The sequence below is a fragment of the Candidatus Ponderosibacter sp. Uisw_141_02 genome (genome assembly GCF_048087665.1).
Lineage (GTDB): Bacteria > Pseudomonadota > Alphaproteobacteria > Puniceispirillales > Puniceispirillaceae > UBA3439.
This window is the reverse complement of sequence record NZ_CP159807.1, coordinates 2,146,017-2,170,531: the sequence shown is the minus strand read 5'-3', so window position 1 is coordinate 2,170,531 and position 24,515 is coordinate 2,146,017. Positions and strand designations below refer to the sequence as shown.

The window sequence follows — 24,515 nt, the reverse complement described above, 5'->3', positions numbered from 1 at the left end:
AAATTGGGCATGAAATTCAGGCCTCTTCACGACCGCGTTGTTGTACAGCGCACGGAATCAGAGCAGAAAACCGCTGGTGGAATCATCATTCCTGACACCGCAAAAGAAAAGCCAATGGAAGGTAAAGTAATTGCCGCTGGCGCTGGAGCACGTGACGAAACTGGCAAGGTCCAGCCGCTTGACGTCAAGGCTGGTGATCTTGTTCTGTTTGGCAAATGGTCAGGCACTGAAGTCAAGATTGATGGTCAGGAATATTTGATCATGAAGGAATCTGACATCATGGGTGTGATTCAGTAAACCGCTAAAGGTTTCCCACAATTTAAATAAAGGAAGATTGAAAAATGGCTGCTAAAGAAGTCAAATTCGGCTCAGATGCCAGAACACGGATGCTTGAAGGCGTCGATATTCTGGCGAATGCTGTTAAGGTAACGCTTGGCCCAAAGGGTCGTAACGTTGTTCTCGAAAAATCATTTGGCGCACCACGCATTACCAAAGATGGTGTGACTGTTGCTAAAGATATCGAACTGAAAGACAAGTTTCAAAACATGGGCGCCCAGATGGTGCGTGAAGTTGCTTCAAAAGCAAATGACGTTGCGGGTGATGGCACCACAACAGCAACTGTTCTTGCACAATGTATTGCGCAGGAAGGTGCAAAAGCTGTTGCCTCTGGCATGAACCCAATGGACCTGAAACGCGGCATCGACATGGCTGTCGATGCTGTTGTTGCGTCACTGGTATCACGTTCAAAGAAAATTTCGACATCTGATGAAGTTTCGCAGGTTGGCACCATCTCAGCAAATGGCGAAGAAGAAATCGGCAAGATGATTGCCGAGGCTATGGAGCGTGTTGGCAATGAAGGCGTTATCACGGTTGAAGAAGCCAAAAGCCTCGCCACTGAACTTGAAGTTGTTGAGGGCATGCAGTTTGACCGTGGTTATTTGTCACCTTATTTCGTGACTGATGCCGAAAAGATGCGCGCAACTTTGGAAGAGCCATATATCCTTCTTCACGAAAAGAAGCTGTCAAATCTTCAGGATATGCTGCCAATTCTGGAAAAGGTAGTTCAGTCAGGCCGTCCATTGTTGATCATCGCCGAAGATATTGAAGGCGAAGCCTTGGCAACTTTGGTTGTAAACCGCCTTCGTGGTGGCCTGAAAGTGGCTGCTGTTAAGGCTCCTGGTTTCGGCGATCGCCGAAAAGCTATGCTCGAAGATATTGCCATCTTGACTAACGGCACTGTTGTATCTGAAGAAGTTGGCATTTCGCTTGATAGCCTGACCCTTGAAATGCTTGGTTCTGCCAAGCGTGTGGAGATCACCAAGGATGAAACAACCATCGTTGATGGCGCTGGTGCAAAGACTGAAATCGAAGCTCGTTGCAACCAGATTCGCGCACAGGCTGAAGAGTCAACATCAGATTATGATCGTGAAAAACTCCAAGAGCGTCTCGCCAAATTGGCTGGCGGTGTTGCTGTTATCAAGGTCGGCGGTGCCACTGAAGTTGAAGTGAAAGAGCGTAAAGATCGTGTTGACGATGCGATGCACGCGACGCGTGCGGCTGTCGAAGAAGGCATTGTCCCTGGCGGTGGTGTCGCGCTTGTTCGCTCAACAAGCACCCTCGAGAGCCTAAAGCCGGCAAACAGAGATCAAGAGGTTGGTGTTGAAATCGTTCGTCGCGCACTGCTTGCACCTGCTCGCTACATTGCCCAGAACGCCGGTGCCGAAGGTGCCGTGATCGTCGGCAAATTGCTCGAAGGTAAAGACGACAATAATGGTTATGACGCCAAGAACAATGAGTTCACCGACATGATCAAAGCTGGCGTTATCGACCCGACAAAGGTGGTACGTTCGGCATTGCAGAACGCAGCATCTGTTGCGGGTCTTTTGATCACAACCGAAGCTATGGTTGCTGAAAAAGTTGAGCCGAAAGAAGCAGCACCAGCAGCCCCAGATATGGGCGGCATGGGCGGCATGGGTGGCATGGGTGGCATGGGCGGTATGGGCTTCTAAGGCTAACCACCATTCATCAAAAAGGCATCAAACCGGAGGGTGGCAACATCCTCCGGTTTTTTCATGGCTTATGTTTAATTATGATTGGCCCATCAGTCTGGGCCGCTTTTCGCTAGAAATTCTTGTGTTTGGGAAATCGCTTTGGCAAGCCCAATTCGCTGAATTTCGACATCTGGCGGAAAGGCACTTGTCATGCGGGTTGGCAGACGGCTATCAAGCATCACAAACACACCGCGATCATTACTTCTTCGGATCAACCGTCCAAAGGCTTGGCGTAGTTTCAGCCGTGTTTGGCGTTCAGTCCAGGCTTCGCGCCCCTGCCATTCGGCGCGGGCCGAAAATAGAATATCGCTTCGCGGCCATGGCATCCGGTCAAATACAATGAGCCGAAGCGCCGCGCCGGGAACATCAATTCCATCGCGCACCGCGTCAGTGCCAAGAAGGCAGCTTTCCGGATCTTCGCGAAACATGGCAAGCAGGGTTTGTAAATTCATCTGGTCAATATGTTGGGCATAAAGCGGTATTTGGGCGGCTTCTAATCGGCTTGCCAAGGCAGGATAAACGGCGCGCAATCGGCGAATGGCGGTAAATAGCCCAAGCCCGCCACCGCCCGCTGCGATCATTAAAGCTGCCATTGCGCTTGCGGTGGCTTCGGGGCGTTCACGATCAAGGTCATTCACCACCAAAATACGGGTTTGATTGGCATAATCGAAAGGTGATGAAAAACTGACCCGCATGGCCGCATGATCCATATGCGCCGCACCAGTTAGCGCAATCGCTGATTGCCAGCCATCATGCGGTGGTTTGCCACTCATGCTGCTGGTTTTTGCATCAGTGCCGGATTCAGCATTGCTTGCCAGATCGACTGTTTGACGCGGGGCGGCATAATCTTGCAAAGTTGCCGATGTGATGGTGACGCCATGCGCCGTATCCAGAACGCTATGGGCAAAGGGAATCGTGGGATCAAGCCAGTGCCGCGCCAGCCCGACATCACGATCTTGACCATCCATCCGGTTGATCTGCATCCAGTCAACAAAGCCGTCACGCGCCCCGCCATCAACATCGGCAAGCATTGTCTGCCAAGCACCAAGCGGTCCACCAGCGCGCAATTCCAAGCCGCGAATTGCACCTTCAATCCGCGCCCGCTGGCTGCTGTCCAATTGATCGGCATTATCATCAAGATATTTGACAAGCCAATTGATTAACCGCGTCAAGGGCATGGCAAGTGTTGCCAGCGCATTGCCAAAATCACGCGCCGCAGTGACCACATTATCAGGGGCGGGATACAGTTCGCATTGAAGATCATAAAGGCTATCCGGATCGCCAACCCGAAGATAAAGCGCAGCGCGAAGATGCATGAAAAAAGTTTCACCACTGCCAAGCGGTTGCGATGATGACAGGCGGTTTTCCCATCCCTGTCCGGGAAGGGCGCGTGCCGCTTCAAGCGCCGCTTCAATATCGGCAAGCGCGTTATCATCGCCTGCAACAATATCTTCAAGCCGCCGTTTCAACCCGCGGGCACGGCCACGCCGCCCATCTTCGGCACCGCGAACCCAATGCCGCAGCTCGGCCGCTTCACGCCCGCTTAGATAGGCCGAAAATGCACTATCAGCCGCGTCAAAAACATGATGTCCCTCGTCAAACACATAACGTGTTGGGGTGCGCCGATCATCTTTACCGCCATAGGCCGCCTGCACCATCACCAGCGCATGATTCGTGACAACAATATCGGCGCGTTTTGCCCCGCGGATCGATTTTTCGACAAAGCAGCGATTATAATGCGTACAGGCAGCATGGATACATTCGCCGCGCCGGTCAGCCAGTCCGACAGTCTGTCCACGGCCAAGCAGATCAAGTAGCCATGCCGGAAAGCTAGAACCGGTAAGATCGCCATCACGCGTCGCGCTGGCCCATCGTGCCATTAGCCCAAGCGCGCTGGCATGACGTGGCCGCCCGGGCACTTGCGCCAAGGCTTCTTCAAGATTTAAAAGGCAAAGGTAATTTTCGCGCCCCTTGCGGATCACCACCTTGCTGGCGCGGGTATTGGCATCGGGATAGAGGCGCGTCAATTCATCAGCGATTTGATGCTGAAGTGTTCGCGTATAGGTTGACACCCAGACCGTGCCGCCATTTTTTTCTGCCCATAAGGTCGCTGGTGCCAGATAGCCAAGGGTTTTGCCAGTGCCGGTACCCGCCTCAGCAAGCACCATTGCCGGACTTGGTCCCGCATCTGGCCGGTCAAAGCTGGCGGTAACCGCAGCGGCATAATCGGCCTGCGGCAGGCGCAATTCGGCATTGCCACCAAGCATTTCAGCAAGCCGCTGGCGTGCATCATCAGGCAAAATTGGTTGGGTGCCAGCTTCGGTTTGCGGGGTGTAATCAGTGTAATCGGCAAGCCGGTTCCAGATTACCGCAAGTTGGCTATCAGGCGGGCCTGCGGCAGGTTGTGGCAGGCCAAGATGAAGCAGAATATACGGCCCCCAGTTCCAGCCGCCAGACGTCATCATCGTGGCGATCTGTCCGGCTTCTTGGCGGGCTGCATCAGGCGCATTTGCCAATTCGTCAAGAAGCGTAAAGGCAATTTGCGGCAATAGGGTTGCCATGTCTTCGCCATTTTGTGGCCGCGCAAGGCCAAGCTGCTGGGCAAGGCCAGCGGGTGTTGGCAGGGCAAACCGCGCTGGCCTGACAAAGGCGAATAATTCCATCACATCAAGATAATGATCAATCTCGACACCGGCACGAGCGCTGCTCCAGCGGCGATGGCATAGCAGCACAACGCCCAAGGCCAGCTCGGCGGCGATGGTCGCACGATTTGGGTGGGTAATCTCGCCATTCTGGCTGATCCAGATCAGTTGGGTGCCATGCGGATAGAAGATCGGCACGCCATGAAGATCGGGAAGCGATATGGAAGTTGAATTCTGCATCAGGGCAGTTATAGCTTGCCGCAGGCGGCCATGCCAGCTTTGCGCATCTGTTTTGTGAAACTAAATGCAGGCAGGAGGCAAAACCTAGACTGTCGGGCGGCCTGCTTTCGGGCTTGCTTGCTACTTGACCTTGATCGCGGCTCGCCCTAGCTTGTCCGCATTGGTGCGGAGCCATCTGCCCGCGAAATTAAAGAGCATAATGATGAGTGATCTGACCGCAAATCTGCAAGAGATTGCAAGCAACGCCAAGGCATGGCCATTTGCCGAGGCCCGCGCGCTGGCTAGCCGCCTTGATAAAATGGGTGACGCCAAGGATGAAGTTTTGTTCGAGACCGGTTATGGCCCATCAGGCCTGCCGCATATTGGTACTTTTGGTGAGGTTGTTCGCACCACGATGGTTCGTCATGCCTTTGAAAGCCTGACCGGCCGGAAAACGCGGCTGATCTGTTTTTCTGATGATATGGACGGCTTTCGCAAGATTCCGGATAATGTGCCAAATCATGAAATGCTGACGGCGTATCTTCATAAGCCATTAACCAAGGTCAAAGACCCATTCGGCACCGCGCCGTCTTTCGGTGAACATAATAATTTGCGCTTGCAGGCGTTTCTTGACTCCTTTGGGTTTCAATATGAATTTATGAGCTCAACCGATTGCTATCTTGGCGGTAAATTTGACTCGGCATTGCTTCGTGTTCTTGAACATTATGATGCCATCATGAATATCATGCTGCCAACTTTGGGGCCGGAACGTCAGGCAACTTACAGCCCGTTTTTTCCAATCTGCCCTGATAGTGGCAAGGTGCTTCAGGCCAAGGTCATTCATTGTAACACCAGCGCTGGCACGATTACCTATATTGATCCTGATAGCGGGGCTGAACGCGAGGTTTCGGTCACTGGCGGACAATGTAAATTGCAATGGAAATGTGACTGGGCGATGCGGTGGTACGCGCTTGGTGTTGATTATGAAATGAGTGGTAAGGATTTGATTGATTCGGTAACCCAATCGAGTAAGATCACCCGCGCACTTGGCGGTACGCCACCAGCGGGCATTTCTTATGAATTATTCCTTGATGCGAATGGCGAAAAAATTTCCAAATCAAAAGGCAATGGTTTGTCGGTTGAAGATTGGTTGCGTTATGGCAGTCCAGAGTCATTATCGCTATTCATGTATGGTCAGCCAAAGCGCGCCAAAAGACTGCATTTTGATGTGATTCCAAAGACCGTTGATGAATATTACCAGCATCTTGGCAAATTATCGTCACAAGATAATGTTGAACAGCTGGAAAATCCGCTTTGGCATATTCACAGTGGCTTGCCCAATCAGGCAGGTTTGCCGGTGAGCTTTACTTTACTACTGAATCTGGCGGCTGTCTGTCATGCCGAAGATCCGCAAATCGTCTGGGCCTATGTCAGTGACTATGCTGGTGATATCGACCCGAAAACCCATGCCGAGCTTGACCGGATGATTGGCTATGCGGTCAATTATTATCAGGATATGGTTCGTCCTTATAAAACCTACCGGCTTGCCGAGGCTGCTGAGGCTGTTCACCTCGAAGCGTTGAAATCACAGCTTGTGGCGCTTGCCGATGATAGCGGTGCCGAGGATATCCAATCGGTTGTCTATGCCACGGGCAAAGCGGCTGAATATGAAAATCTGCGCGATTGGTTCAAATGTCTTTATGAGGTGCTTCTTGGCCAGTCTGAAGGGCCGCGCATGGGGTCATTCTTTGCGCTTTATGGCCGCGAAAAAAGCATTCAATTGATTGATGATGCGCTTGCCGGCAAGCTTGTCCAAACGGCGGATCATGGTTGATGTGGAGCATGCTGACAAATTTGGCGCGATGCCTGCCAGCCGAGGCAGCGCACCGTGTCGCGGTGGCGACGCTTCATCATAATCTGGGGCCGCGTCCAGCAGCGCTGGCAACAAAGGCCAATTTAGGCGTAACGCTTGTAGGTTTGGAGTTTGCCAATCCGCTTGGGCTGGCGGCTGGTTTTGACAAGAATGCAGCTTGCTTTAATGGCGCGATGCAGCTTGGCTTTGGCCATGTCGAAGTTGGCACCATCACGCCGCTGCCGCAGCCAGGCAACCCAAAACCGCGCGTTTTTCGCCTGCCAAAACATCATGCGGTGATCAACCGTTACGGCTTTAACAGTCTTGGCATGGATGCGGCGGCGCGAAATCTGCAAAAAATGGTGGCGGCACGACCCGGTATTTTGGGGGTTAATGTCGGTGCCAATAAAACCAGCCAAGCGCCAATTGATGATTATCGCCGCGCAGTGGCGCATCTAGCGCGCTATGCAGATTATATCACGCTCAATATCTCGTCACCAAACACCCCCGGTTTACGCAATTTGCAAACCAAGAAGCATCTTGCCGATTTGCTGGCGGCAGGCCGCGCCGGACTTAATGAAGCGGCCGGTGATGGCGATGTATCAGCAAAGCCAATCTTTTTGAAAATTGCCCCCGATCTGCATCATGATGATCTGGTGGCGATTGTTGAATCTTGTGTTGAGGCAGGGGTCAGCGGCATTATAGCAACCAATACCACCTTGGCACGTCCTGATCATCTTGATGGGGTTCATGCTGGAGAATCGGGCGGGCTATCGGGTGCGCCACTTTTCGAAGCTGCCACGGCAATTCTTGCCGATGTGGCGCGTTTGAGTGATCGGCGGCTTGGCTTGATTGGCGCTGGCGGCGTTGTGAATGGCTGGCAAGCCTATGCCAAAATTCTGGTTGGTGCTGATCTGGTGCAGCTTTATAGCGGCTTGGCGCTTGAAGGCCCGCATCTGCCAGGCCTTATTTTGCATCAGCTAGCGGCGATGATGGATGCTGATGGTATAAGCGCGCCGCATCAGATCAAGGGACAAATCCCTGATCCTGTCAAAGCGATTAAATATGCTAAAGGCCTTTGCGAAAAGATTTTAGAACAATAGGCAAAAGCGAGATTGGCGGCAATTCTGGATCGGGGGGCATTTGACTGGTTCAAAGACGGCGTTGCACCGCTAACTTGCTGCTGCTCATGCGCCAATGTCCGATAATAGATCACCACAACCACCCGAATCGCCGATGTTAGGTTAAACCTGCGTCGGCGCTTATCGACCATCTGGCAAAATCCGTTCAAATCCAAATTTTAGCGAAGCAGAATTTCACCAACAGCATCCCACATCGCGGTTTCCAGAACAACTGATGTTCGGACATCTACTAATTGTATACTGCGCTTTGCTTTCAAAACCATGTTCCTTTGATCAAAATCATTCAAATGCACAATCGGCCGCTATGGCATATCTCCGAGAATGAAACCGCAAAGCGCACAAATTCAAGCCGTCAGTCTGGAGCCACAAACATCGCCGCTTAGTCTATTTGGATTAACTAAAAGTATGATCAGGATAATTACATAGCTTGAAATTGGTCTGGCTTAACATTGCTTGGCCTTGGATAGATTACATTGGCTTTGATCCCTTCGCTTGTTTGGATTCTTGCAGTGGCAAAGCCGGTTTTCCGGCTTGACCTTGGCCGCAGACTGGCCTATACCCAGCCTTGAATTTCTAACGCAGCACATCTGTGTCTGCTGATTATGGAGCCGTAGTTATGGCAAAACGCTGTCAAATTTCTGGTAAAACTGTGATGTCTGGCAATAATGTCAGCCATGCGAATAACCGCACACGCCGCCGCTTTCTGCCAAATCTTCAATCAACCCGCATGCATAGCGAAATCCTAGGCCGCGCGATCAGCCTTCGCGTTTCGACAAGTGCCATGCGTACTGTTGAAAAACATGGTGGTCTTGACGCTTATTTGCTGCAGGCACGCAACGCCGAATTGGCGGCTGAAGCGCGCGAATTAAAGCGCGAAATAACGGCCGCGCAAACAACCGCATAATCGCATATCAAATGCATAAAAAACCTCGCAAATAATGCGGAGTTTTTTTGTCTTTGGTTTGGAATTGAATGTGAAGGCTGATGCCGGATATTAGCCAGCGCGGCGCAAACGCTTATTTGCGTCCTCGTCAAACAGGTCGGTCAATTGCCCGACAACAGCGCCGCCAAGCTGGTCAACATCGGTGATGGTAACGGCGCGCCGGTAATAGCGTGTCACATCATGGCCAATACCAATCGCAAGCAATTCAACCGGTGACCGCCCTTCGATATAGCCAATAACCTCGCGAAGATGCTTTTCAAGATAGCTGCCGCTATTTACCGATAGGGTTGAATCATCAACTGGCGCACCATCAGAAATGACAAGCATGATTCGGCGATCTTCATGCCGTGCCAAAAGCCGGTCATGCGCCCATAACAGCGCCTCGCCATCAATATTTTCTTTCAAAATCCCTTCGCGCAGCATTAGCCCAAGCGATTTACGCGCGCGGCGCCATGGCACATCGGCTGGCTTATAGATGATATGGCGAAGATCATTCAAGCGCCCTGGCATGGCTGGCTTTCCGGCCTGTTGCCATAATTCGCGCGATTGCCCACCTTTCCATGCACGGGTGGTAAAGCCAAGAATTTCGACTTTGACGCCGCAACGTTCAAGCGTACGTGCCAGAATATCGGCGGTGACGGCGGCAATCGTAATGGGCCGCCCGCGCATCGACCCCGAATTATCCAGCAAAAGCGTCACAACCGTGTCGCGGAATTTTGTATCTTGTTCCTGCTTGTAGGAAAGCGGGCTTAATGGCTGGGTGACAACGCGGTGCAATTTGGCCGCGTCAAGCATGCCTTCTTCAAGATCAAAATCCCAAGACCGATTTTGATGCGCCATCAATTTACGTTGCAGGCGATTGGCAAGTTTGCCAACGATTGAGGTGACATTTTCCATATGCCGGTCAAGCATCACCCGAAGCCGGTCAAGCTCTTGCGGGTCGCAAAGATCGGCAGCGGCGATCACTTCGTCAAATTTGGTATCGAAAATACGATAGCCTTCGGTTGAAGCGCCGCTTTTGCTATTATCCCCATTCATATCCGAATTGGGTGACTCGCCATCGCTGCTGCCGTCATCCGTGCCTTCGGAATCCATCATTTCGCCATCTTCAGACGCGCTAGCATCACCAGCATCATCCATTGATTGGCTGTCATCGCCTTCGCTTTGATCTTCGCCAACGGCAGATTGTTCGCCATCCTGTTCGGACTGGCTGTCGCCGCCTTCATCCTGATCATCTTCATTGTCTGAATCTTGATCTTCATCGGATGATGCCTCACCAAGATCGGATTCAAGCGCGCCAATCAGCCGGCGTGATAATTCGGCAAAGGCCGATTGATCGTCAAGCGACTCACCAAGCTCATTAATCAGATCGCCTGCCCGGCTTTTCACCCATGGCCGCCATAAATCCATGACCATTGACAGGTTTTTAGGCGGCGGCGATCCAGTTAATTCTTCGCGAAGCAATAACCGCACAACCTCGGCAATACCGGCATCATCGGCGCTTCCTGGGGCATCAATCTGCCGGTTTTCATAACGCTGATTCAAGGCGGCATCCAGATTATCGCCAACGCCTTTCATATGACGCGTGCCAATGGCCTCGACACGGGCGCGTTCAGCCGATTCAAAAATCGCCTTGGCACCATCAGGGGCAGGGCAATGTTTCTTATGGGTCATCGGGTTATGATGAGCAAGCCATAGCGCGGCACCGTCGGCGGCACCGCGAAGGCTGGCTTTTTGCGCTGCGGTTGCCGTTGGGGGGAGAGCCGGCAGCCGCACATCATCCTTGCCAACATGCGTATCGATGCCGGCATAGGTCACTTGATGCTCTTTGCCACCAGCAAGCGCCCGCATCGCTGCGGCGTTGGATTTCAGAAATTGTGCATCCTTGTCAAATGAAGACATGCTGGTTTCCTGCGATTGTTCCGGTGGCTTATGATTTAGGCTGGCATGCTGCTGCGGGCGCTTGGCGCTTAGCTGGCAGTGGCCTGCCGGATCGGTGCTTCGGGAAGGTCAATGCCAAAACAACGCTGATAATATTCAGCCACGGTCGGACGCTCGATCTCGTCACATTTATTCAAAAAGCTTAACCGGAATGCCAAAGTCATATCGCCAAAAATACTGGTATTTTCAGCCCATGTGATGACCGTACGTGGTGACATGACCGTTGATAGATCACCTGACATGAATCCTTTGCGCGTCAGATCAGCCATGCGAACCATTGCGGCAACCTGCTCAGTGCCTTTTTTATCAGCATATTGTGGCAGCTTTGCCTTAACGATATTCACCTCATCAGCATGCGGCAGATAATTCAATGTCGACACAATTGACCAGCGGTCCATTTGCCCCTGATTGATTTGCTGCGTTCCATGATAAAGGCCGGTTGTATCACCAAGGCCAACTGTGTTGGCGGTTGCAAAAAGCCGGAAATGCGGATTTGGGTGAATCACCTTGTTGCTATCAAGAAGGGTCAACTTACCATCGACTTCGAGAACACGCTGAATCACAAACATCACATCGGCACGGCCAGCGTCATATTCATCAAATACCAGCGCAACCGGATTTTGCAACGCCCATGGCAGAATCCCTTCGCGGAATTCGGTAATCTGTTTGCCATCACGAAGCACGATGGCATCTTTGCCGATCAGGTCAATGCGGCTGATATGGCTATCCAGATTGACCCGGATACAGGGCCAGTTTAACCGTGCGGCAATCTGTTCAATATGGGTTGATTTACCGGTGCCATGATAGCCTTGAATCATCACCCGCCGGTTATGGCCAAACCCCGCCAGAATGGCGATTGTGGTGTCCGTGTCGAATTGATAGTTCGGATCGAGCGCGGGTACATAATCAGATCCCTCGCTAAAGGCAGGGACGATCATGTCGACATCAATTCCAAAGACGTCTCTGGCATTGACCGTAATGTCGGGCGCCGACATAGAATGGGCAGGGGTCGGCGCAAATTTCGCGTTATCAGACATAACAGTTAGAACTCCACATTAAGCAAATGTTAGGTTTGGCTGGTGGCAGGCTGGTCACCATTGGCTAGGGTTTTCCGAATCAGTGAATAGGCAAGGTTAATATCTTTTAACCGTTCTTCGGCATGGGCGTCACCCCCATTTTTATCGGGGTGATTCTCCTTGACCAGACGCTTGTATTGTTTTTTGACAATATCAAAATCATCAACCGGTGCCAAGTTTAAGGTTTTCCAGGCGGCGCGTTCTTCTGGGGTGAGTTTGCGGCTCGATTTTGCCTCATCACGATTTTCAAAATCAAACAGCCCAAGCGGATCTTCAAAATTATTTTCGCTTGGCTGTCCGGTGGCAAATTTCCAGCTTGGGCGCTCCCATGTTGTGGCGCGGCGAATCTCGGCTTCAAGCGCGGCGCCTTGCAGCCCGTCATAATAATTCCATGATTTGTTATAGGCGCGGATATGATCAAGGCAGAACCAGATATAATCGCGCAACGCATCGCGTGATTTGGGCGCTGGATAAACGCCTTCATCACGGCAGCCGATGGCCGCACAACACCGGGGCCGGGTATCGTTCTGGCTCTGGTCGATCTTAAACTCTGGTACGGTGGCGCGTCTCATTCTATGATCCACTCATAATCAATGCCCTCGCAGGCAAACATAGCCCCCTTCATGGAGATAACATATGGCAACGGCAGATACTATAGCGCAAAAACTAAACGCCGAGTTAAATCCGCGTCAAATTGACGTTCAGGATGTCAGCCATAAACATGCAGGTCATGCCGGATGGCGCGAAGGCGGCGGCACGCATTTTGAGGTCACGATCAAGGCCGATGCATTTGCTGGCAAATCCCGCCTACAACGTCACCGCATGGTGAATGATATTTTGGCAGAAGATCTTGCCAATAGCATTCACGCGCTGGAGTTGCATCTAAGCGATTGAGTTTGGCGCTATCGTGCGAATCCTAATCTCGATCATCAGCATAGCCAACACAGCTATTGGCTAGATGGCTTCGTTCGCTTTGCTTGTCAGCATCAGTGAAATTTGAGCTGATCCGGCGTTCGCGCGCATCTTGGCCATACATTGTCTGATAGGCGATGGTGGCAACTGGGCCAAGCAATTCGGTGATATGTGTACAGCCATGCCGCCCGCCAATCGCTGCTTGCACCTGACGCCGCCAACCGGGGGCAATTTTTAGCCCGACAAGTTCGTCAAACACCTCATTGGCTTTTGGACAAATCGCATATGGGCCGGTCACGGTAATGGCTTCGGCGGCGGTGATCACCCGTTCTTTGGTAATGGTGATTCGCAAAATCATGTGATGCACTGGCAGATCAGGCGTAACCTCGCCGCGAAAATCGCTTGGAAAAGGGTATGTCTTATGGTCGGTTAGCTCCGCCTCGATATCGAACAACCCATCATTGCGGACATAGCCATTAAGCGTAATTCGGCGTTGATGAACCAATTCGCGCTCGACTTTTGGCGTGCTTAATGCGGTTGGATGATCTTTGCCATAAGGTGTATGGATCGCCCTGCTAGCTTGGGGGCTAGCTTGGGTGTCGGCTTTGGAGTTAGCGCTGCTCATATCTTGGTCTTTCTGTTTTTCAGCTTGCCCAAAGGCGCAAGCTGGTCAGGCGGTTGCCTTCGCGTTTGACAATGCGAAACCGGATGTCATGGAAGCGAAATTCTTGACCAGGGCTTGGAATTGTGCGGCTTTCAAAAAGTACAAGCCCCGCCAGCGTTGATGCGTCCTCATCGGGAAGGTGCCAGCCAAGCGCGCGATTCAGGTCGCGGATCGTAACATTGCCATCGACAAGCCATGACCCATCTGCCTGTGCGCTAAGACCCGCCAAGCCGATATCATGCTCGTCATCAATATCACCAACAATTTCTTCCAAAATATCTTCCAAGGTCACAATCCCCCTGAAATCACCATATTCATCAACAACAACGGCAAAATGTTCGCGCCGTGTCCGAAACGCCTGCAACTGGTCAAACAGCAAGGTGGTTTCGGGAATGAAATAGGCGTCACTGGCAATATTCTGTACCAATTGCGGCAAAAGCGGTTTTTTGCCTGAAGATTCGGCCTCGCCAAGCGCCCGAAGCAAATCTTTGACATGGAGAACGCCAATAATATTGTCAGGCTTGCCCGAAAAAACCGGATGGCGCGTGTGCGGTGATCCAAGGATAAAGCGCAAGATATCCTCGATATTATCATCGGCATTGACCATGCTTACCGTGCCGCGATGCGTCATGATCTGTTCGACGGATAATTCGTTCAGATCCAGAATTGATGACAGCATGGCTTTGCGCTCACGATCATCGGCATTGCCATTATCGCCCTGCAATTCAATCAGGCCACGCAATTCTTCTTCGCGGTCTTGATCGCCATTCGGGTTTGGCCGGATCATCTGGCTTGCCAAAAACCGGATACCAAGCGACAGCGGGCTAAGCAAACGCACCACCCATAACAGGGTTGGGGCAATGCGCAACGCATATTGATCAGCATAGGTAAAGGCATAGGTTTTCGGCATCACTTCGGCAAAAACGACCAAAAGCACGGTCATGGCAACTGTTGCCCACACAAGACCGCCCTCGCCAAACAGCGAGATGGCAATGCTTGTTGCCAAGGCCGAGCCAAGAACATTGACCGCATTATTGCCAATCAGGATCGACCCGATCAGCCCTTCACGATCGGCACGCAATGCCTCGACGGTGCGGGCGCGTTCATTGCCTTTGCTTGCCAATTGGCGCATCCGCGCATCCGACGCTGCGGTCAATGCGGTTTCGGCACTCGAAAAAAAGGCCGAAGCGATAATCAGCAGCACAATGATTAATGCTAAAAGCCACAGGCTAGACAGCATTTGCACCTCGTTGAAGTAGGGTTTTGACAGCGTCTGGCGGCACATCGCCGCTGACAAAGGCGTCACCAATGGCGTTGACAAGAATGAAATACATTCGGCCGTCGCGCATTTTCTTATCATGTTTCATATGGGCAATAAGCTTGCTTGGCATAGCGTTACCAGCGGCAAGATCGGCTTGTCCGGCAGGAAGACCAACCGCGCGAAGATGCGCTTTGCATTTTGCCGCATCATTGGGCGCACAAAAACCTAAATCAACCGACAGGTCAAAAGCTAGCCCCATGCCAGCAGCAACCGCTTCGCCATGAAGCAGGCTTCCGTTATATCCGGCTTCAGCTTCAAAAGCATGCGCAAAGGTATGGCCAAGATTTAACAAGGCGCGTTTTCCAGATTCACGTTCATCGGCTTCGACAATACCCGCTTTGGCACTGCATGATTTATGGATGGCATACATGATTGCGGCGGGTTCCAACGCCAGAACAGCGCTGCTATTGACGTCAAGCCAGTCAAAAAATGCGGCGTCACCCAAAAGTCCATATTTGACCATTTCAGCATAGCCAGCGCGCAATTCCCGATCGGGCAAGCTTGCCAAAAGGCTGGTATCGGCAAGCACGGCCTTTGGCTGGTAAAAGGCACCAATCAGATTTTTCCCCGAAGCGGCGTTCACGCCGGTTTTACCGCCAACCGAACTATCGACCTGCGCCAAAAGACTTGTTGGGATTTGAACAAAATCAACGCCGCGCAACAGGCTGGCGGCGGCAAAGCCAGCCAGATCACCAACAACCCCGCCACCAAAAGCAATCAGCAATACCGACCGGTCGACGCCAACAGCTAGAATATCGTCAAGTAGCTTTGCCAGAACGGTCATTGATTTGCTGGCTTCACCAGCGGCAACGGCAAAATGGTCAATCGCGCGCGCTGTGCTTTTCAATCCTGCCGTTAGACGATCAAGATGAAGCGTGGCAACGGTTTTGTCGCTGACGATGATAATATGACGATTGGCCGCGATCGGGCCAAGGATTGATCCGGCCCGATCAATCAGATCAGGGCCAATGACAATGTCATAGGCGCGCTGACCAAGACTGACGGTTAATGTTTCTTGTTGCATGTTTAAAGTCAACTACTGCCTTGGCAGATGCGTGTCAAGCGCGTGAAGTAGCGCCATCATCGCTTTATATGTTGATAATCCATCAGTATCGAGATGGATATGGGCTTTTTGATAGAAGGGTGCGCGCTGTTCATCGAGGCGTGTGAGTGTTGCCAGCGGGTCACCATTATGCAGCAATGGCCGCGTTTTTGTATTGCCAATGCGTGACAGCAATGTCGCGGGCGATGCCTTTAGCCAAATGGTTAATGTATGGTGCAAAAGCAGTTCGGCGGTGGCGTCCTGACAAAATGCCCCTCCGCCAGTGGCAATGATTTGCGGTGATGCCAGGGCCAGATTGCCAAGCGTCTTTCGTTCCATTTCACGAAACTTCACTTCACCGGCAAGCTCAAAAATTTCGGCAATGCTGATACCGGCTGTCTTGACGATCAATTGGTCACTGTCTTTGAACCCAATCCCAAGCTGTTTTGCGGTGCGCCTCCCAACGGCTGATTTACCGCTTCCCATAAGGCCGACAAGCACCACCGGGCGGTCAAGCCGTGCAGCGATAGAGCCAGCAGTTTCTGCGGCTGGGTTTGGTTTGCGGGGCGCTGGTTTCGGCGAAGCTCTCATGCGGGCTAGCATAGCGATGCAAATGGTCAAGGGGAATAGAAGAAGCAGCCTTGCCGCCTGACAATTTCGCAAAAAGGCCGCAAAAATATGACGCGTCTTGTTACTTTGCCTAATTGCCGACATAATATCGTCATAAATACCTTGTTTCTGAAACCAGAGGTCTTGTCTGGCGTAAACAGCCTATGGTTGTTTCTAAGCCTTTCATCCTTTGAGGGGAAATCGTTCCGATTAAAATCGACGAAGATGGCATGGGTTATAAAAAGCGCGGTCGAAAATTTAGGCCAGAAGTGCCGACCCAAAATGGCTTCGAAAATGGCCTGAAATGACTACGGGGATATGGAAAAGACATGACACGAATTTCGATTATATTTTTAATGCTGGCGGGGCTTTCTGCTGTTGGTCTTGTTGTATTGTCAAATTGGCAGATTCCTGCCCCAACCGTTGCCATTAACAAGGTTATTTCCAATGAAACGCTGCCAAAATAAGCCTGATATTTTGCGCCGATCAAATTCGGGTCTCTCATATTCGTGTTTGGCACTGTTAAATCGTCCGCGTTTGGCGTTTTCGGTTTTGATGGCATCGGTGTGGCTCGGCGCTGGTCTATTGCCAGCCGCCGCCAGCAAGGCGAACCGGTCAATCTGCTGTCAATCGCGCCAACGCCAGATGATGGCGGCCAAATTGCGGTCAATAGCCCGCTTGATATTGACCAAGCGATTGATAAGGCCTTGGCTGTCGAAGATGGCGAACAACCCAAAACAAACCCGATCATCATTGCCGAACCTGCCGATCAGGCGCTAGATACGCTAACCGAACCGCAGGCAACTGAATCACTGGCAACTGAACCACTGGCAACCGAACCAGCTGAAACCGACCTGCCAGCAGCGGCAAATGCCAGCCAGACAGCGCCAAATGTTGGTCTGGGAACAAATGATGTTTACGCCAGTGCCAAAATTGGCCGCCGGAATATTTCGGATGTCGGACTCGCGGCGATTGGTGTTGGCGATACGGGCAACAGCCAGCTTGACAGCCTGATCTGGCGTGGAACTTCGGCTCGTGATGCGGTGTTCCTGCTGCAGAAATCAGCAACTGCCAGCCAGTCAAAGGCGGTTACCGAACTGGCTTATGAAGTCGTGGCGCGGCAATCAGTGCCGCCAAGCGGGGCAAATAATGTCGCTGCCGACCTTGTCGAGGCGCGCTTGGCCTTTCTGGCAAATGGTGGCAGATCAAGTGACCTTGCCTTGCTTGCAGCACAGCTTCCCGAGGCCGAAAAATGGGCTGATTGGCGACGCTGGCTAACCGAACATTATTTGATGATCCGTGATGATGTTGCGGCATGCAGCATTGTCAGCCGTCAGATCACCCAGACAATGGATCCGTTTTGGCATAAATCAAATGTGATCTGTCAGGCGGTTCAGGGCAAAACGGGCGGGGCGCGATTTGCGGCTGATATTCTGGCGGCAAATGGTGTTGATGATCCGATCTTTTTCAGCCTTGTTGATGAGGTTTTGAACAATAATCTGGCGACGCCAGCTGATCTTGCCAAGCTTGATCCGGCCAAGCTTGATTCGGCGCATATCGTGCTGATGGATGTGGCGAACCGGCCAATCCCGCTTGAAGGGCTTGCCGTTCTGCCAAAACAAATGGCCGAAACCGTTATCAAATTGAAATTTCTGGGGTCGGATGCCCGCATGGTTTCGACCTTTGATGGGTTGAATCGCGGGCTGATCACGCATCGTCAGGCTGGCAAATTATGGCGCAGTGCCGGACAGGAAAATAATGATCCGCAATTGGCATTGGCGCAACTTGACGGCAAGGGTGATGCGCTTACCACCGCGCTTGCCTGGCGGGCACTTGATGCTGATACGAAAACCGATCGGTTGGCGCGGGTGGCAAAGGGGATCAAGGCCGAAATTAATGGCGGCAATGGCGCGATGATGTTGCCGCTTTACGCCGAATTGGTGCGTAATGCGCTTGCCGATGAGGCCGTGGCGGCCAATATGCGGTTTGATGATCTGGATGTGGCGCCGAAAATGGCGTTTCTGCTGGCGATAAACCAGCCGAACGACACCACAACGCTTGCCGCTTTTGCGGGCAATGGCGAGGCGCTTATGGCCGCTGAATTGCTGCGTGGGCTGTCGGGCGATGCGGTTGATGCAAATGTGATCAGCGCGTTGAATATGTGGCATATTCTGCCTGTTCTTGAGGCTGCCGGTGTGGCGGTGGATGAACAGGATTGGCTTGGTCTTGTGAAAAATGCACCTGTATCGGGTCAGGGCTTTGCCGGCTTGCCGCCGCTATTGCTAAAGGCGGTCACGGCCGCGGCAGAGGCGCGTCATGTTGCCGAAACCGTGCTGCTTGCCAATTGGCTGTTGCATGATGTGGCGCTTGAAAAAACCAATCCGGCAGATCTGGCTGCGGTGATCCGCGCGCTTGATATGATCGGACAGGGTGACGTTGCCAAAGCTTTTGCCCACGAGATCATCGCGGCGCATTTAATGCAGCGTTTGGCTGCAATGATACCCGATGGCACGCAAAGCTAGCATCGGTAAAACCGCCAATCGGCATGACCCGCTTATTGACGGGTTTCTTCAGGCCATTTCGGCCATGCGGGCAGCGTCACCAAACACGCTTGCCGCCTATCGGCGCGATCTTTTTGATTGCCAGATGGGTCTTGCCAAAAATGGCCAGACGCTTGCTGCATGCAATGCGGATGAATTGCGTGCAGTTATTGCATGGTGGCATCAACGCCAATTATCCCCGCGTTCGGTTGCAAGGCGGCTCAGCGCGTTACGTCAATTTATGGGCTGGGCTGTCGAAGATGGGCTTCGGTCGGATAACCCAACCCGCTGGATCGACAATCCGTCTTTGCCGGCCTCACTTCCCAAAAGCCTGAGCGAAGCCGAGATCATCCGCCTGCTTGAAGCCGCCGCAGCCATGACGCCTGAATTGGCGGCATTGCGTGCCTTGGCGATGCTGGAAATTTTATATGCAACAGGGCTTCGCGTTTCGGAATTGGTTGGTCTTCTGGTTTCCCATTTCAGGCGCAATCCTGAAGTGATTTTGGTCACTGGAAAAGGTGGGCGCGAACGCGTTGTCCCGCTTGGTGATACGGCGCGGGCAGCAGCGGCTCGCTGGATCGAATGCCGTGATGGCAACGCGGGTTTTGTTTTGTCTGATGTCATGTTTCCGACGGATGATGGGTCGGCGATGACCCGCCATCAATTTGCGCAGATGCTGAAAAAGCTGGCCATTGCGGCAGATATTGATGCGGCGCGGGTTAGCCCGCATAAATTGCGTCATTCCTTTGCGACACATATGCTGAATCGCGGTGCCGATCTTCGCAGTCTGCAAAGCCTTCTTGGCCATGCCGATATCTCAACAACACAAATCTATACTGCAAGCCGCCCCGATCGGCTTGCCGGATTGGTGGCATCAGCGCATCCGCTTGCCAGTCGCCGTCAAGATAGATAAACTGCTCCCCCAAAGTTACAATTCGCGATAGTTTGAAATGCGCGTTGACCTGACGCAGAATGGAATGACCCCTAAATGAGACATTTTCTTGATTTTGAAAAACCGATTGCTAATCTTGAAGGAAAGGTCGAAGAGCTTCGCCATATGAGTACCGATGGCAGCATCAATATCGCTGACGAAATCGGCAAATTGCAAACCCGGATCGAACGCGAATTAAAACAGACTTATGAAAAGCTTGGTGCCTGGGAAAAAGTGCAGGTTGCCCGCCATCCTGACAGGCCGAAAATCCGCGCCATTTTCGACCGGCTTTTTGATGATTTCACCCCGCTTGCCGGGGATCGTAATTTTGCCGAAGATCATGCGATCATTGGCGGCATGGCGCGGTTCCGCGGCCAGTCGGTGATGGTGATGGGAACCGAAAAAGGAAGCAATACCGAAGAGCGCATCAAGCGCAATTTTGGCATGGCGCGCCCTGAAGGCTATCGCAAGGCTGCGCGGCTGATGGATTTGGCGGGTCGCTATGGTCTTCCTGTTCTCAGTTTTGTTGACACAGCTGGTGCTTATCCCGGACGCGGTGCTGAAGAACGGGGTCAGGCCGAAGCCATCGCCAGTGCCATTCGCGCTTGTTTGAAATTACCGACACCGATGGTTGCGTCGATTATCGGTGAAGGCGGATCAGGCGGTGCAATTGCGCTGGCAACGGGTAACCGCGTGGTGATGTATGAACATGCGATCTATTGCGTCATTTCACCTGAAGGCTGTGCATCGATTCTGTGGCGCAGTGCTGATCATGCGCGTGACGCTGCCGAAGCTATGCGTATCACGTCGGACTGGATGCATCGGCTTGGAGTTGTCGATTCGGTGGTAAGCGAGCCGCTTGGTGGGGCGCATCGTGATCCGGTTGCGGCCATTGATGCGCTTGGCGATGCCTTTGCCACCCAGCTTGACTCGATGGCCGGAATGGATGCCGCTGCGCTGATTGCCGATCGAAATGACAAATATATGCGGATTGGTGATAACGGCCTCGATTGATCCGGTTGCGGTCATTTCGGTTGCCGCATTAGGTAATGAAACGCGTTGGTTCAATCTCCGGGTTGGTTGTTAATGACGGGATGGCCTGACGCGCTTTGGCAACCGCGGCCAAATCCAGATCGGCCGATATCACGGCATCACCCTCGCCAGCATCGGCAATGATCTCGCCCCAAGGGCTGATGATCAGCGAATGGCCATAGGTTTGCCGCCCATCAGCATGCGTTCCAGATTGTGCCGGTGCCACGACAAAACAGCCCGTTTCAATGGCGCGTGCCCGAAGCAATATATGCCAATGCGCCTTGCCGCTAATCGCGGTAAAGGCAGCCGGAACTAGCAACAGTTTGGCACCGCCTAGCGCCAATTGGCGATAAAGATGTGGAAACCGTACATCATAGCAGATGCTTAGCCCAACTGGCACATCGCCAATCATGGCAAAGACCGGCGTTGAACCTGCGGTAAAGCAGGCCGACTCGCGATAGCTTTTGTCATCGCCAACATCAGCGTCAAACATATGGATTTTGTCATAGCTTGCGACAAGGCTGCCATCAGGGCCAAAAAGCAGACTTCGATTGACTAATTTTTGGTCGTCGCGGCGACGTATCATCAGTGATCCGGCAAGAAGCCAGATTCCCAATTGTCGTGCCTGATCGGCAAGCCAGTTTTGGCTGTAGCTGTCATCTTCCCATTCAGCATGGGTGGCCAGCTGTTCACGGCTGGCGGCAAGATAGCTGGCGCATTCGGGAAGGGTTACAAGCGTTGCACGCGATGCGGCCGCGGCTATCAAAGGCTGGATATTCGTCAACGTGTCTTTGGCATTGTCACCAGCGCAATATTGGATAGCAGCAACGCGAAACATGGCCAATTAGGACGCCATTGATAACAGCTTGTCGAGATGTCCTGCCTGATCAAGCGCAAACAGATCATCACAGCCACCAATATGATTATCATTGATAAATATCTGTGGCACCGATGTTCGGCCATTGGCACGGCTTCGCATGGTTCGGCGTTTTGCCGCGCTTAAGGTCACATCAATTTCCTCAAAAGCAATCTTTTTGGCGGTTAGTAATTTCACCGCGCGCGTGCAAAACGGACAGGTCATTACGGTGTAGATTTCAATTGTTGCCATTTCTGCCTCATTTGACGCGGCCAGCATGGGTGCCAAGCCGCATTGCCGATAATCTTGAAAAAACTTGCGATATTATACTGCAAAACCCGCGCTCTGTCATAGGGGTCAATCGAAAAATCAGCATTGCATAAAGGGGCTGCAGCCCATGGCGTAAAACCCGCGCCAAAACCAGCCCGCGAACCGGGCCACTTCTCACCTTTTGAAGGGTTCTTGCCGCCTCATAAAGGGTGGCACCCTCTGTCATCACATCATCAATCAACAGCACGGGCCGATTGGTGATGCGGTGACGCTGGTCTTGAGGAACGGCAAACGCGCCTGCCAGATTACGTTGTCGCTGGCTTCGGCTCAATCAGGCCTGCGTTGGCCCAGCCTTTGGCCGCGTCAATGCTTTGGGGGCAAAGATGCCAGTTTCATTTTGTTGGCAAAATAGGCGCGCCAGCTCGGCCGATTGGTTGAACCGCCGGTGAAGATATCGTTTGGCATCAAACGGGATCGGCACAATCAAATGGTCTGGCTCTGCCAAGGTACTAAAAGGTGCTAGTAAAAGCGGGCAAATAGAGGGGTGAGATGAAGCGCGTCACCATGTTTGAATTTCAAAATCAATTGCCGTGACCGTTCACTATATAAAAAGCAGCTTCGGATTTCGGCCAAGGGTGGTATTTTGGCGAAACAAGACCCGCAAAGATGATCGCCAATAGCATAGGCAAGCGGCCGCCCACAGCATTGGCAAAAAGGTGGGGTGATAAAAACCAGCCCCTGCCAGCAATCGGCACAAAGGCCATGATCAAAACAAAACTGCCGACATAATGGGCATTGCTTGGGCAAAAGCAGATCAAGCAATGCGGTATAATACTGTCGGACTCGGGTGGCGGGTTTGGTTTGCATTGCCAGTCTCTTAACGCAGCCTTGGGATTAGTCATTCTAGCCGAACGCCGGTAAAAAAATTGTAAAGCATGCTGCCGGTGCTAATCTGGGCATGGCGATATTTAGCGCTTGCGGTTTTACCAGCAGACCCTACAAGATGCCTGTCATGACCGAAATGATACCACAGCTATTTGACCCGCTTGCCCAGCGCCGGAATCGGCAACGGGCTGCCGCGACCTATGCAAATTTTGCGTTTCTAAAGGATGAAGCGGCTTTGCGCCTTGCCGATCGGGTTGATCTGATGCAGCGTGATTTTGACCTATGTCTTGATCTTGGCGCGCATGATGGCCGCCTCTTGACGCATCTCGCACCGCTTGGCAAAATTGGCACAGTGCTGCATAGCGATCCGGCAGCGGCTTTTGCCAAACATGCTGACAAACCCTTTATTGTTCATGATTTTGCGGCTCTGCCTTTTGCCGATGCCAGCTTTGATGCGGTTTTTTCCTGTCTAAATCTCCATTGGGTTGATGATCTGCCGGGGCTGATGCTGCAAATTCGAAAATTGCTTCGCCCGGATGGTCTGTGTCTGATCAATCTTCTTGGCGGCAACAGCCTATTTGAATTACGCGCGGCCTTAATTGCGGCCGAACAGGATGTAACTGGCGGGTTTAGCCCGCGTTGTGCGCCGATGGCTGACATTAAAGATGTTGGCGGGCTTCTTGGCCGTGCTGGTCTTGCGCTTCCGGTGGCCGATAGCGACCGTTTGACCGTGACCTATCCAAATATGTTTCGCTTGATGGCCGACCTTCGCGGCATGGGTGAACAAAACGCCATGCTTGGCCGATTGCGCCAGCCGACAAGACGCGCTGTTTTCATGCGGGCAGCCGAAATCTATCAAACCAAATTTGGGTGTGATGACGGAACGATTCCGGCGAGTTTCGAGATCATCACCCTGACCGGCTGGGCACCACATGAAAGCCAGCAAAAGCCGCTTCGCCCCGGATCGGGAAAAACGTATCTTGCCACGGTGATTGGCGGCGATGATCGGGACGATCCAAAACAGGGCTGATGCGAATAACATAACCAAAAGCGGCATAACCAAAAGCGGCATGGCCAAAAATGACTTACCGGCAAGGCGGCGCGTTCAAAACATCATTATTGTCGTCAGGTATTGATGGTCGAAAACAAAGCCCGTTTCAGAAAAAAGCCCGCCCTAAAGAAGATCTTGTAGCGCCGAAATCAAGGGAATATCAGCCGCAGGCATCGGATAGTCGCGCAATTGTTGTGGGCGTACCCATTTCACCATGCCGCCTTCAACCGCTTGCGGCCGGCCTTGCCAGCGGCGGCAAACAAACAGCATCATTAGAAGATGAAACGCATCGCTATCATCACTGGCAGCATAATGATGGCTGGCAAAGCTAAGCGGGGCAAGGCAGGATTCGGCGGTATCAATGCCAAGCTCTTCGCGCAATTCGCGGATCAGCGCTGCTTCTGGCGTTTCGCCAGCTTCGATTTTACCGCCTGGAAATTCCCATAATCCGGCCATTGATTTGCCTTCGGGGCGTTGCGCTAGCAAGACCCGCCCATCAATATCGACCAGCGCCACCGCGCTTACCAGCAACATCG

At 52.4% G+C, this 24,515-nt stretch carries 26 protein-coding genes; 11 read left to right on the top strand and 15 right to left on the bottom strand.

The window, feature by feature from the left end:
* Positions 1-9 precede the first annotated feature (9 nt).
* Together groES and groL are read left to right on the top strand one after the other, a co-directional pair.
* The gene (gene groES, locus ABXT40_RS10680) at positions 10-297 is read left to right on the top strand and encodes a co-chaperone GroES (RefSeq protein ID WP_443645581.1); all 288 of its coding nucleotides are present in this window, start codon (positions 10-12) and stop codon (positions 295-297) included.
* A gap of 44 nt (positions 298-341) precedes the next feature.
* Positions 342-2,009, top strand: a complete 1,668-nt coding sequence (gene groL / locus ABXT40_RS10675) for a chaperonin GroEL (RefSeq protein ID WP_443645580.1) — start codon at positions 342-344, stop codon at positions 2,007-2,009.
* A gap of 92 nt (positions 2,010-2,101) precedes the next feature.
* On the opposite strand, the gene ABXT40_RS10670 is transcribed toward groL, so the two are convergent.
* Positions 2,102-4,933 (bottom strand): ATP-dependent DNA helicase, encoded by a 2,832-nt coding sequence (locus ABXT40_RS10670; protein WP_443645579.1) that lies wholly within the window; start codon positions 4,931-4,933, stop codon positions 2,102-2,104.
* A 199-nt stretch (positions 4,934-5,132) separates the two neighbouring features.
* Here ABXT40_RS10670 and ABXT40_RS10665 point away from each other — a divergent pair, with 199 nt between their 5' ends.
* Together ABXT40_RS10665 and ABXT40_RS10660 are read left to right on the top strand one after the other, a co-directional pair.
* Complete coding sequence (locus tag ABXT40_RS10665) at positions 5,133-6,746, top strand: lysine--tRNA ligase (protein WP_443645578.1); 1,614 nt, start codon at positions 5,133-5,135, stop codon at positions 6,744-6,746.
* Between the two features lie 8 nt (positions 6,747-6,754).
* A complete protein-coding gene (locus tag ABXT40_RS10660; protein WP_443645577.1) occupies positions 6,755-7,867 on the top strand; it encodes a quinone-dependent dihydroorotate dehydrogenase in 1,113 nt (370 codons plus the stop codon).
* Positions 7,868-8,064: 197 nt separating this feature from the next.
* On the opposite strand, the gene ABXT40_RS10655 is transcribed toward ABXT40_RS10660, so the two are convergent.
* A complete protein-coding gene (locus ABXT40_RS10655) occupies positions 8,065-8,163 on the bottom strand; it encodes a ribbon-helix-helix domain-containing protein (RefSeq protein WP_443645576.1) in 99 nt (32 codons plus the stop codon).
* Between the two features lie 359 nt (positions 8,164-8,522).
* Between ABXT40_RS10655 and rpmB the strand changes: the two genes are divergently transcribed.
* Positions 8,523-8,810, top strand: a complete 288-nt coding sequence (rpmB, locus tag ABXT40_RS10650; protein ID WP_443645575.1) for a 50S ribosomal protein L28 — start codon at positions 8,523-8,525, stop codon at positions 8,808-8,810.
* 90 nt (positions 8,811-8,900) lie between these two features.
* Here rpmB and cobT read toward each other — a convergent pair whose 3' ends face one another.
* The 3 genes from cobT to ABXT40_RS10635 all read right to left on the bottom strand — a co-directional run bounded on the left by cobT (position 8,901) and on the right by ABXT40_RS10635 (position 12,438).
* Positions 8,901-10,751: a cobaltochelatase subunit CobT gene (cobT, locus tag ABXT40_RS10645; RefSeq protein WP_443645574.1), complete on the bottom strand. Its 1,851-nt coding sequence runs from the start codon at positions 10,749-10,751 to the stop codon at positions 8,901-8,903.
* Between the two features lie 68 nt (positions 10,752-10,819).
* On the bottom strand, positions 10,820-11,827 hold the full coding sequence (gene cobS / locus ABXT40_RS10640; RefSeq protein ID WP_443645573.1) for a cobaltochelatase subunit CobS: 1,008 nt from the start codon (positions 11,825-11,827) through the stop codon (positions 10,820-10,822).
* Between the two features lie 29 nt (positions 11,828-11,856).
* Positions 11,857-12,438 (bottom strand): J domain-containing protein, encoded by a 582-nt coding sequence (locus ABXT40_RS10635; protein ID WP_443645572.1) that lies wholly within the window; start codon positions 12,436-12,438, stop codon positions 11,857-11,859.
* Positions 12,439-12,502: 64 nt separating this feature from the next.
* On the opposite strand from ABXT40_RS10635, the gene ABXT40_RS10630 reads away from it, so the two are divergent.
* Positions 12,503-12,760 (top strand): BolA family protein, encoded by a 258-nt coding sequence (locus ABXT40_RS10630; RefSeq protein ID WP_443645571.1) that lies wholly within the window; start codon positions 12,503-12,505, stop codon positions 12,758-12,760.
* A 22-nt stretch (positions 12,761-12,782) separates the two neighbouring features.
* Here the strand turns inward: ABXT40_RS10630 and ABXT40_RS10625 are convergent, their stop codons facing one another.
* Genes ABXT40_RS10625 through ABXT40_RS10610 form a run of 4 tightly spaced genes read right to left on the bottom strand, consistent with a single transcriptional unit; the run spans position 12,783 to position 16,396 of the window.
* A complete protein-coding gene (locus ABXT40_RS10625; protein ID WP_443645570.1) occupies positions 12,783-13,403 on the bottom strand; it encodes a DUF2889 domain-containing protein in 621 nt (206 codons plus the stop codon).
* Between the two features lie 19 nt (positions 13,404-13,422).
* Positions 13,423-14,682, bottom strand: a complete 1,260-nt coding sequence (locus ABXT40_RS10620; RefSeq protein ID WP_443645569.1) for an HlyC/CorC family transporter — start codon at positions 14,680-14,682, stop codon at positions 13,423-13,425.
* Positions 14,672-15,787, bottom strand: a complete 1,116-nt coding sequence (aroB, locus tag ABXT40_RS10615) for a 3-dehydroquinate synthase (protein ID WP_443645568.1) — start codon at positions 15,785-15,787, stop codon at positions 14,672-14,674. The genes ABXT40_RS10620 and aroB overlap by 11 nt, the downstream gene beginning before the upstream one ends.
* A gap of 12 nt (positions 15,788-15,799) precedes the next feature.
* Complete coding sequence (locus ABXT40_RS10610) at positions 15,800-16,396, bottom strand: shikimate kinase (protein ID WP_443645567.1); 597 nt, start codon at positions 16,394-16,396, stop codon at positions 15,800-15,802.
* 347 nt (positions 16,397-16,743) lie between these two features.
* Here ABXT40_RS10610 and ABXT40_RS10605 point away from each other — a divergent pair, with 347 nt between their 5' ends.
* The 4 genes from ABXT40_RS10605 to ABXT40_RS10590 all read left to right on the top strand — a co-directional run bounded on the left by ABXT40_RS10605 (position 16,744) and on the right by ABXT40_RS10590 (position 20,899).
* Positions 16,744-16,881 (top strand): hypothetical protein, encoded by a 138-nt coding sequence (locus tag ABXT40_RS10605; RefSeq protein ID WP_443645566.1) that lies wholly within the window; start codon positions 16,744-16,746, stop codon positions 16,879-16,881.
* A 99-nt stretch (positions 16,882-16,980) separates the two neighbouring features.
* Positions 16,981-18,936 (top strand): hypothetical protein, encoded by a 1,956-nt coding sequence (locus tag ABXT40_RS10600; protein WP_443645565.1) that lies wholly within the window; start codon positions 16,981-16,983, stop codon positions 18,934-18,936.
* The gene (locus ABXT40_RS10595; RefSeq protein ID WP_443645564.1) at positions 18,920-19,867 is read left to right on the top strand and encodes a tyrosine recombinase; all 948 of its coding nucleotides are present in this window, start codon (positions 18,920-18,922) and stop codon (positions 19,865-19,867) included. The genes ABXT40_RS10600 and ABXT40_RS10595 overlap by 17 nt, the downstream gene beginning before the upstream one ends.
* 75 nt (positions 19,868-19,942) lie before the next feature.
* Positions 19,943-20,899, top strand: coding sequence for an acetyl-CoA carboxylase carboxyltransferase subunit alpha (locus ABXT40_RS10590; RefSeq protein ID WP_443645563.1), 957 nt, complete (start codon positions 19,943-19,945; stop codon positions 20,897-20,899).
* Between the two features lie 28 nt (positions 20,900-20,927).
* Here the strand turns inward: ABXT40_RS10590 and ABXT40_RS10585 are convergent, their stop codons facing one another.
* The 5 genes from ABXT40_RS10585 to ABXT40_RS10565 are packed head-to-tail and all read right to left on the bottom strand — an operon-like array spanning position 20,928 to position 22,910.
* Positions 20,928-21,755: a carbon-nitrogen hydrolase family protein gene (locus ABXT40_RS10585; protein ID WP_443645562.1), complete on the bottom strand. Its 828-nt coding sequence runs from the start codon at positions 21,753-21,755 to the stop codon at positions 20,928-20,930.
* A 6-nt stretch (positions 21,756-21,761) separates the two neighbouring features.
* Entirely contained in the window at positions 21,762-22,025 is a 264-nt protein-coding gene (gene grxC / locus ABXT40_RS10580) for a glutaredoxin 3 (protein ID WP_443645561.1), read from the bottom strand.
* Positions 22,026-22,032: 7 nt separating this feature from the next.
* Positions 22,033-22,374: a ComF family protein gene (locus tag ABXT40_RS10575; RefSeq protein WP_443645560.1), complete on the bottom strand. Its 342-nt coding sequence runs from the start codon at positions 22,372-22,374 to the stop codon at positions 22,033-22,035.
* Positions 22,375-22,548, bottom strand: coding sequence for a hypothetical protein (locus tag ABXT40_RS10570; RefSeq protein ID WP_443645559.1), 174 nt, complete (start codon positions 22,546-22,548; stop codon positions 22,375-22,377).
* A 14-nt stretch (positions 22,549-22,562) separates the two neighbouring features.
* Positions 22,563-22,910 carry a double zinc ribbon domain-containing protein gene (locus tag ABXT40_RS10565; RefSeq protein ID WP_443645558.1) on the bottom strand — a complete coding sequence of 116 codons (348 nt, stop codon included), beginning with the start codon at positions 22,908-22,910 and terminating at the stop codon, positions 22,563-22,565.
* Positions 22,911-23,055: 145 nt separating this feature from the next.
* On the opposite strand from ABXT40_RS10565, the gene ABXT40_RS10560 reads away from it, so the two are divergent.
* On the top strand, positions 23,056-23,958 hold the full coding sequence (locus ABXT40_RS10560) for a methyltransferase domain-containing protein (protein ID WP_443645557.1): 903 nt from the start codon (positions 23,056-23,058) through the stop codon (positions 23,956-23,958).
* 144 nt (positions 23,959-24,102) lie between these two features.
* On the opposite strand, the gene ABXT40_RS10555 is transcribed toward ABXT40_RS10560, so the two are convergent.
* Positions 24,103-24,513, bottom strand: coding sequence for a (deoxy)nucleoside triphosphate pyrophosphohydrolase (locus ABXT40_RS10555; RefSeq protein WP_443645556.1), 411 nt, complete (start codon positions 24,511-24,513; stop codon positions 24,103-24,105).
* Positions 24,514-24,515: the final 2 nt, after the last annotated feature.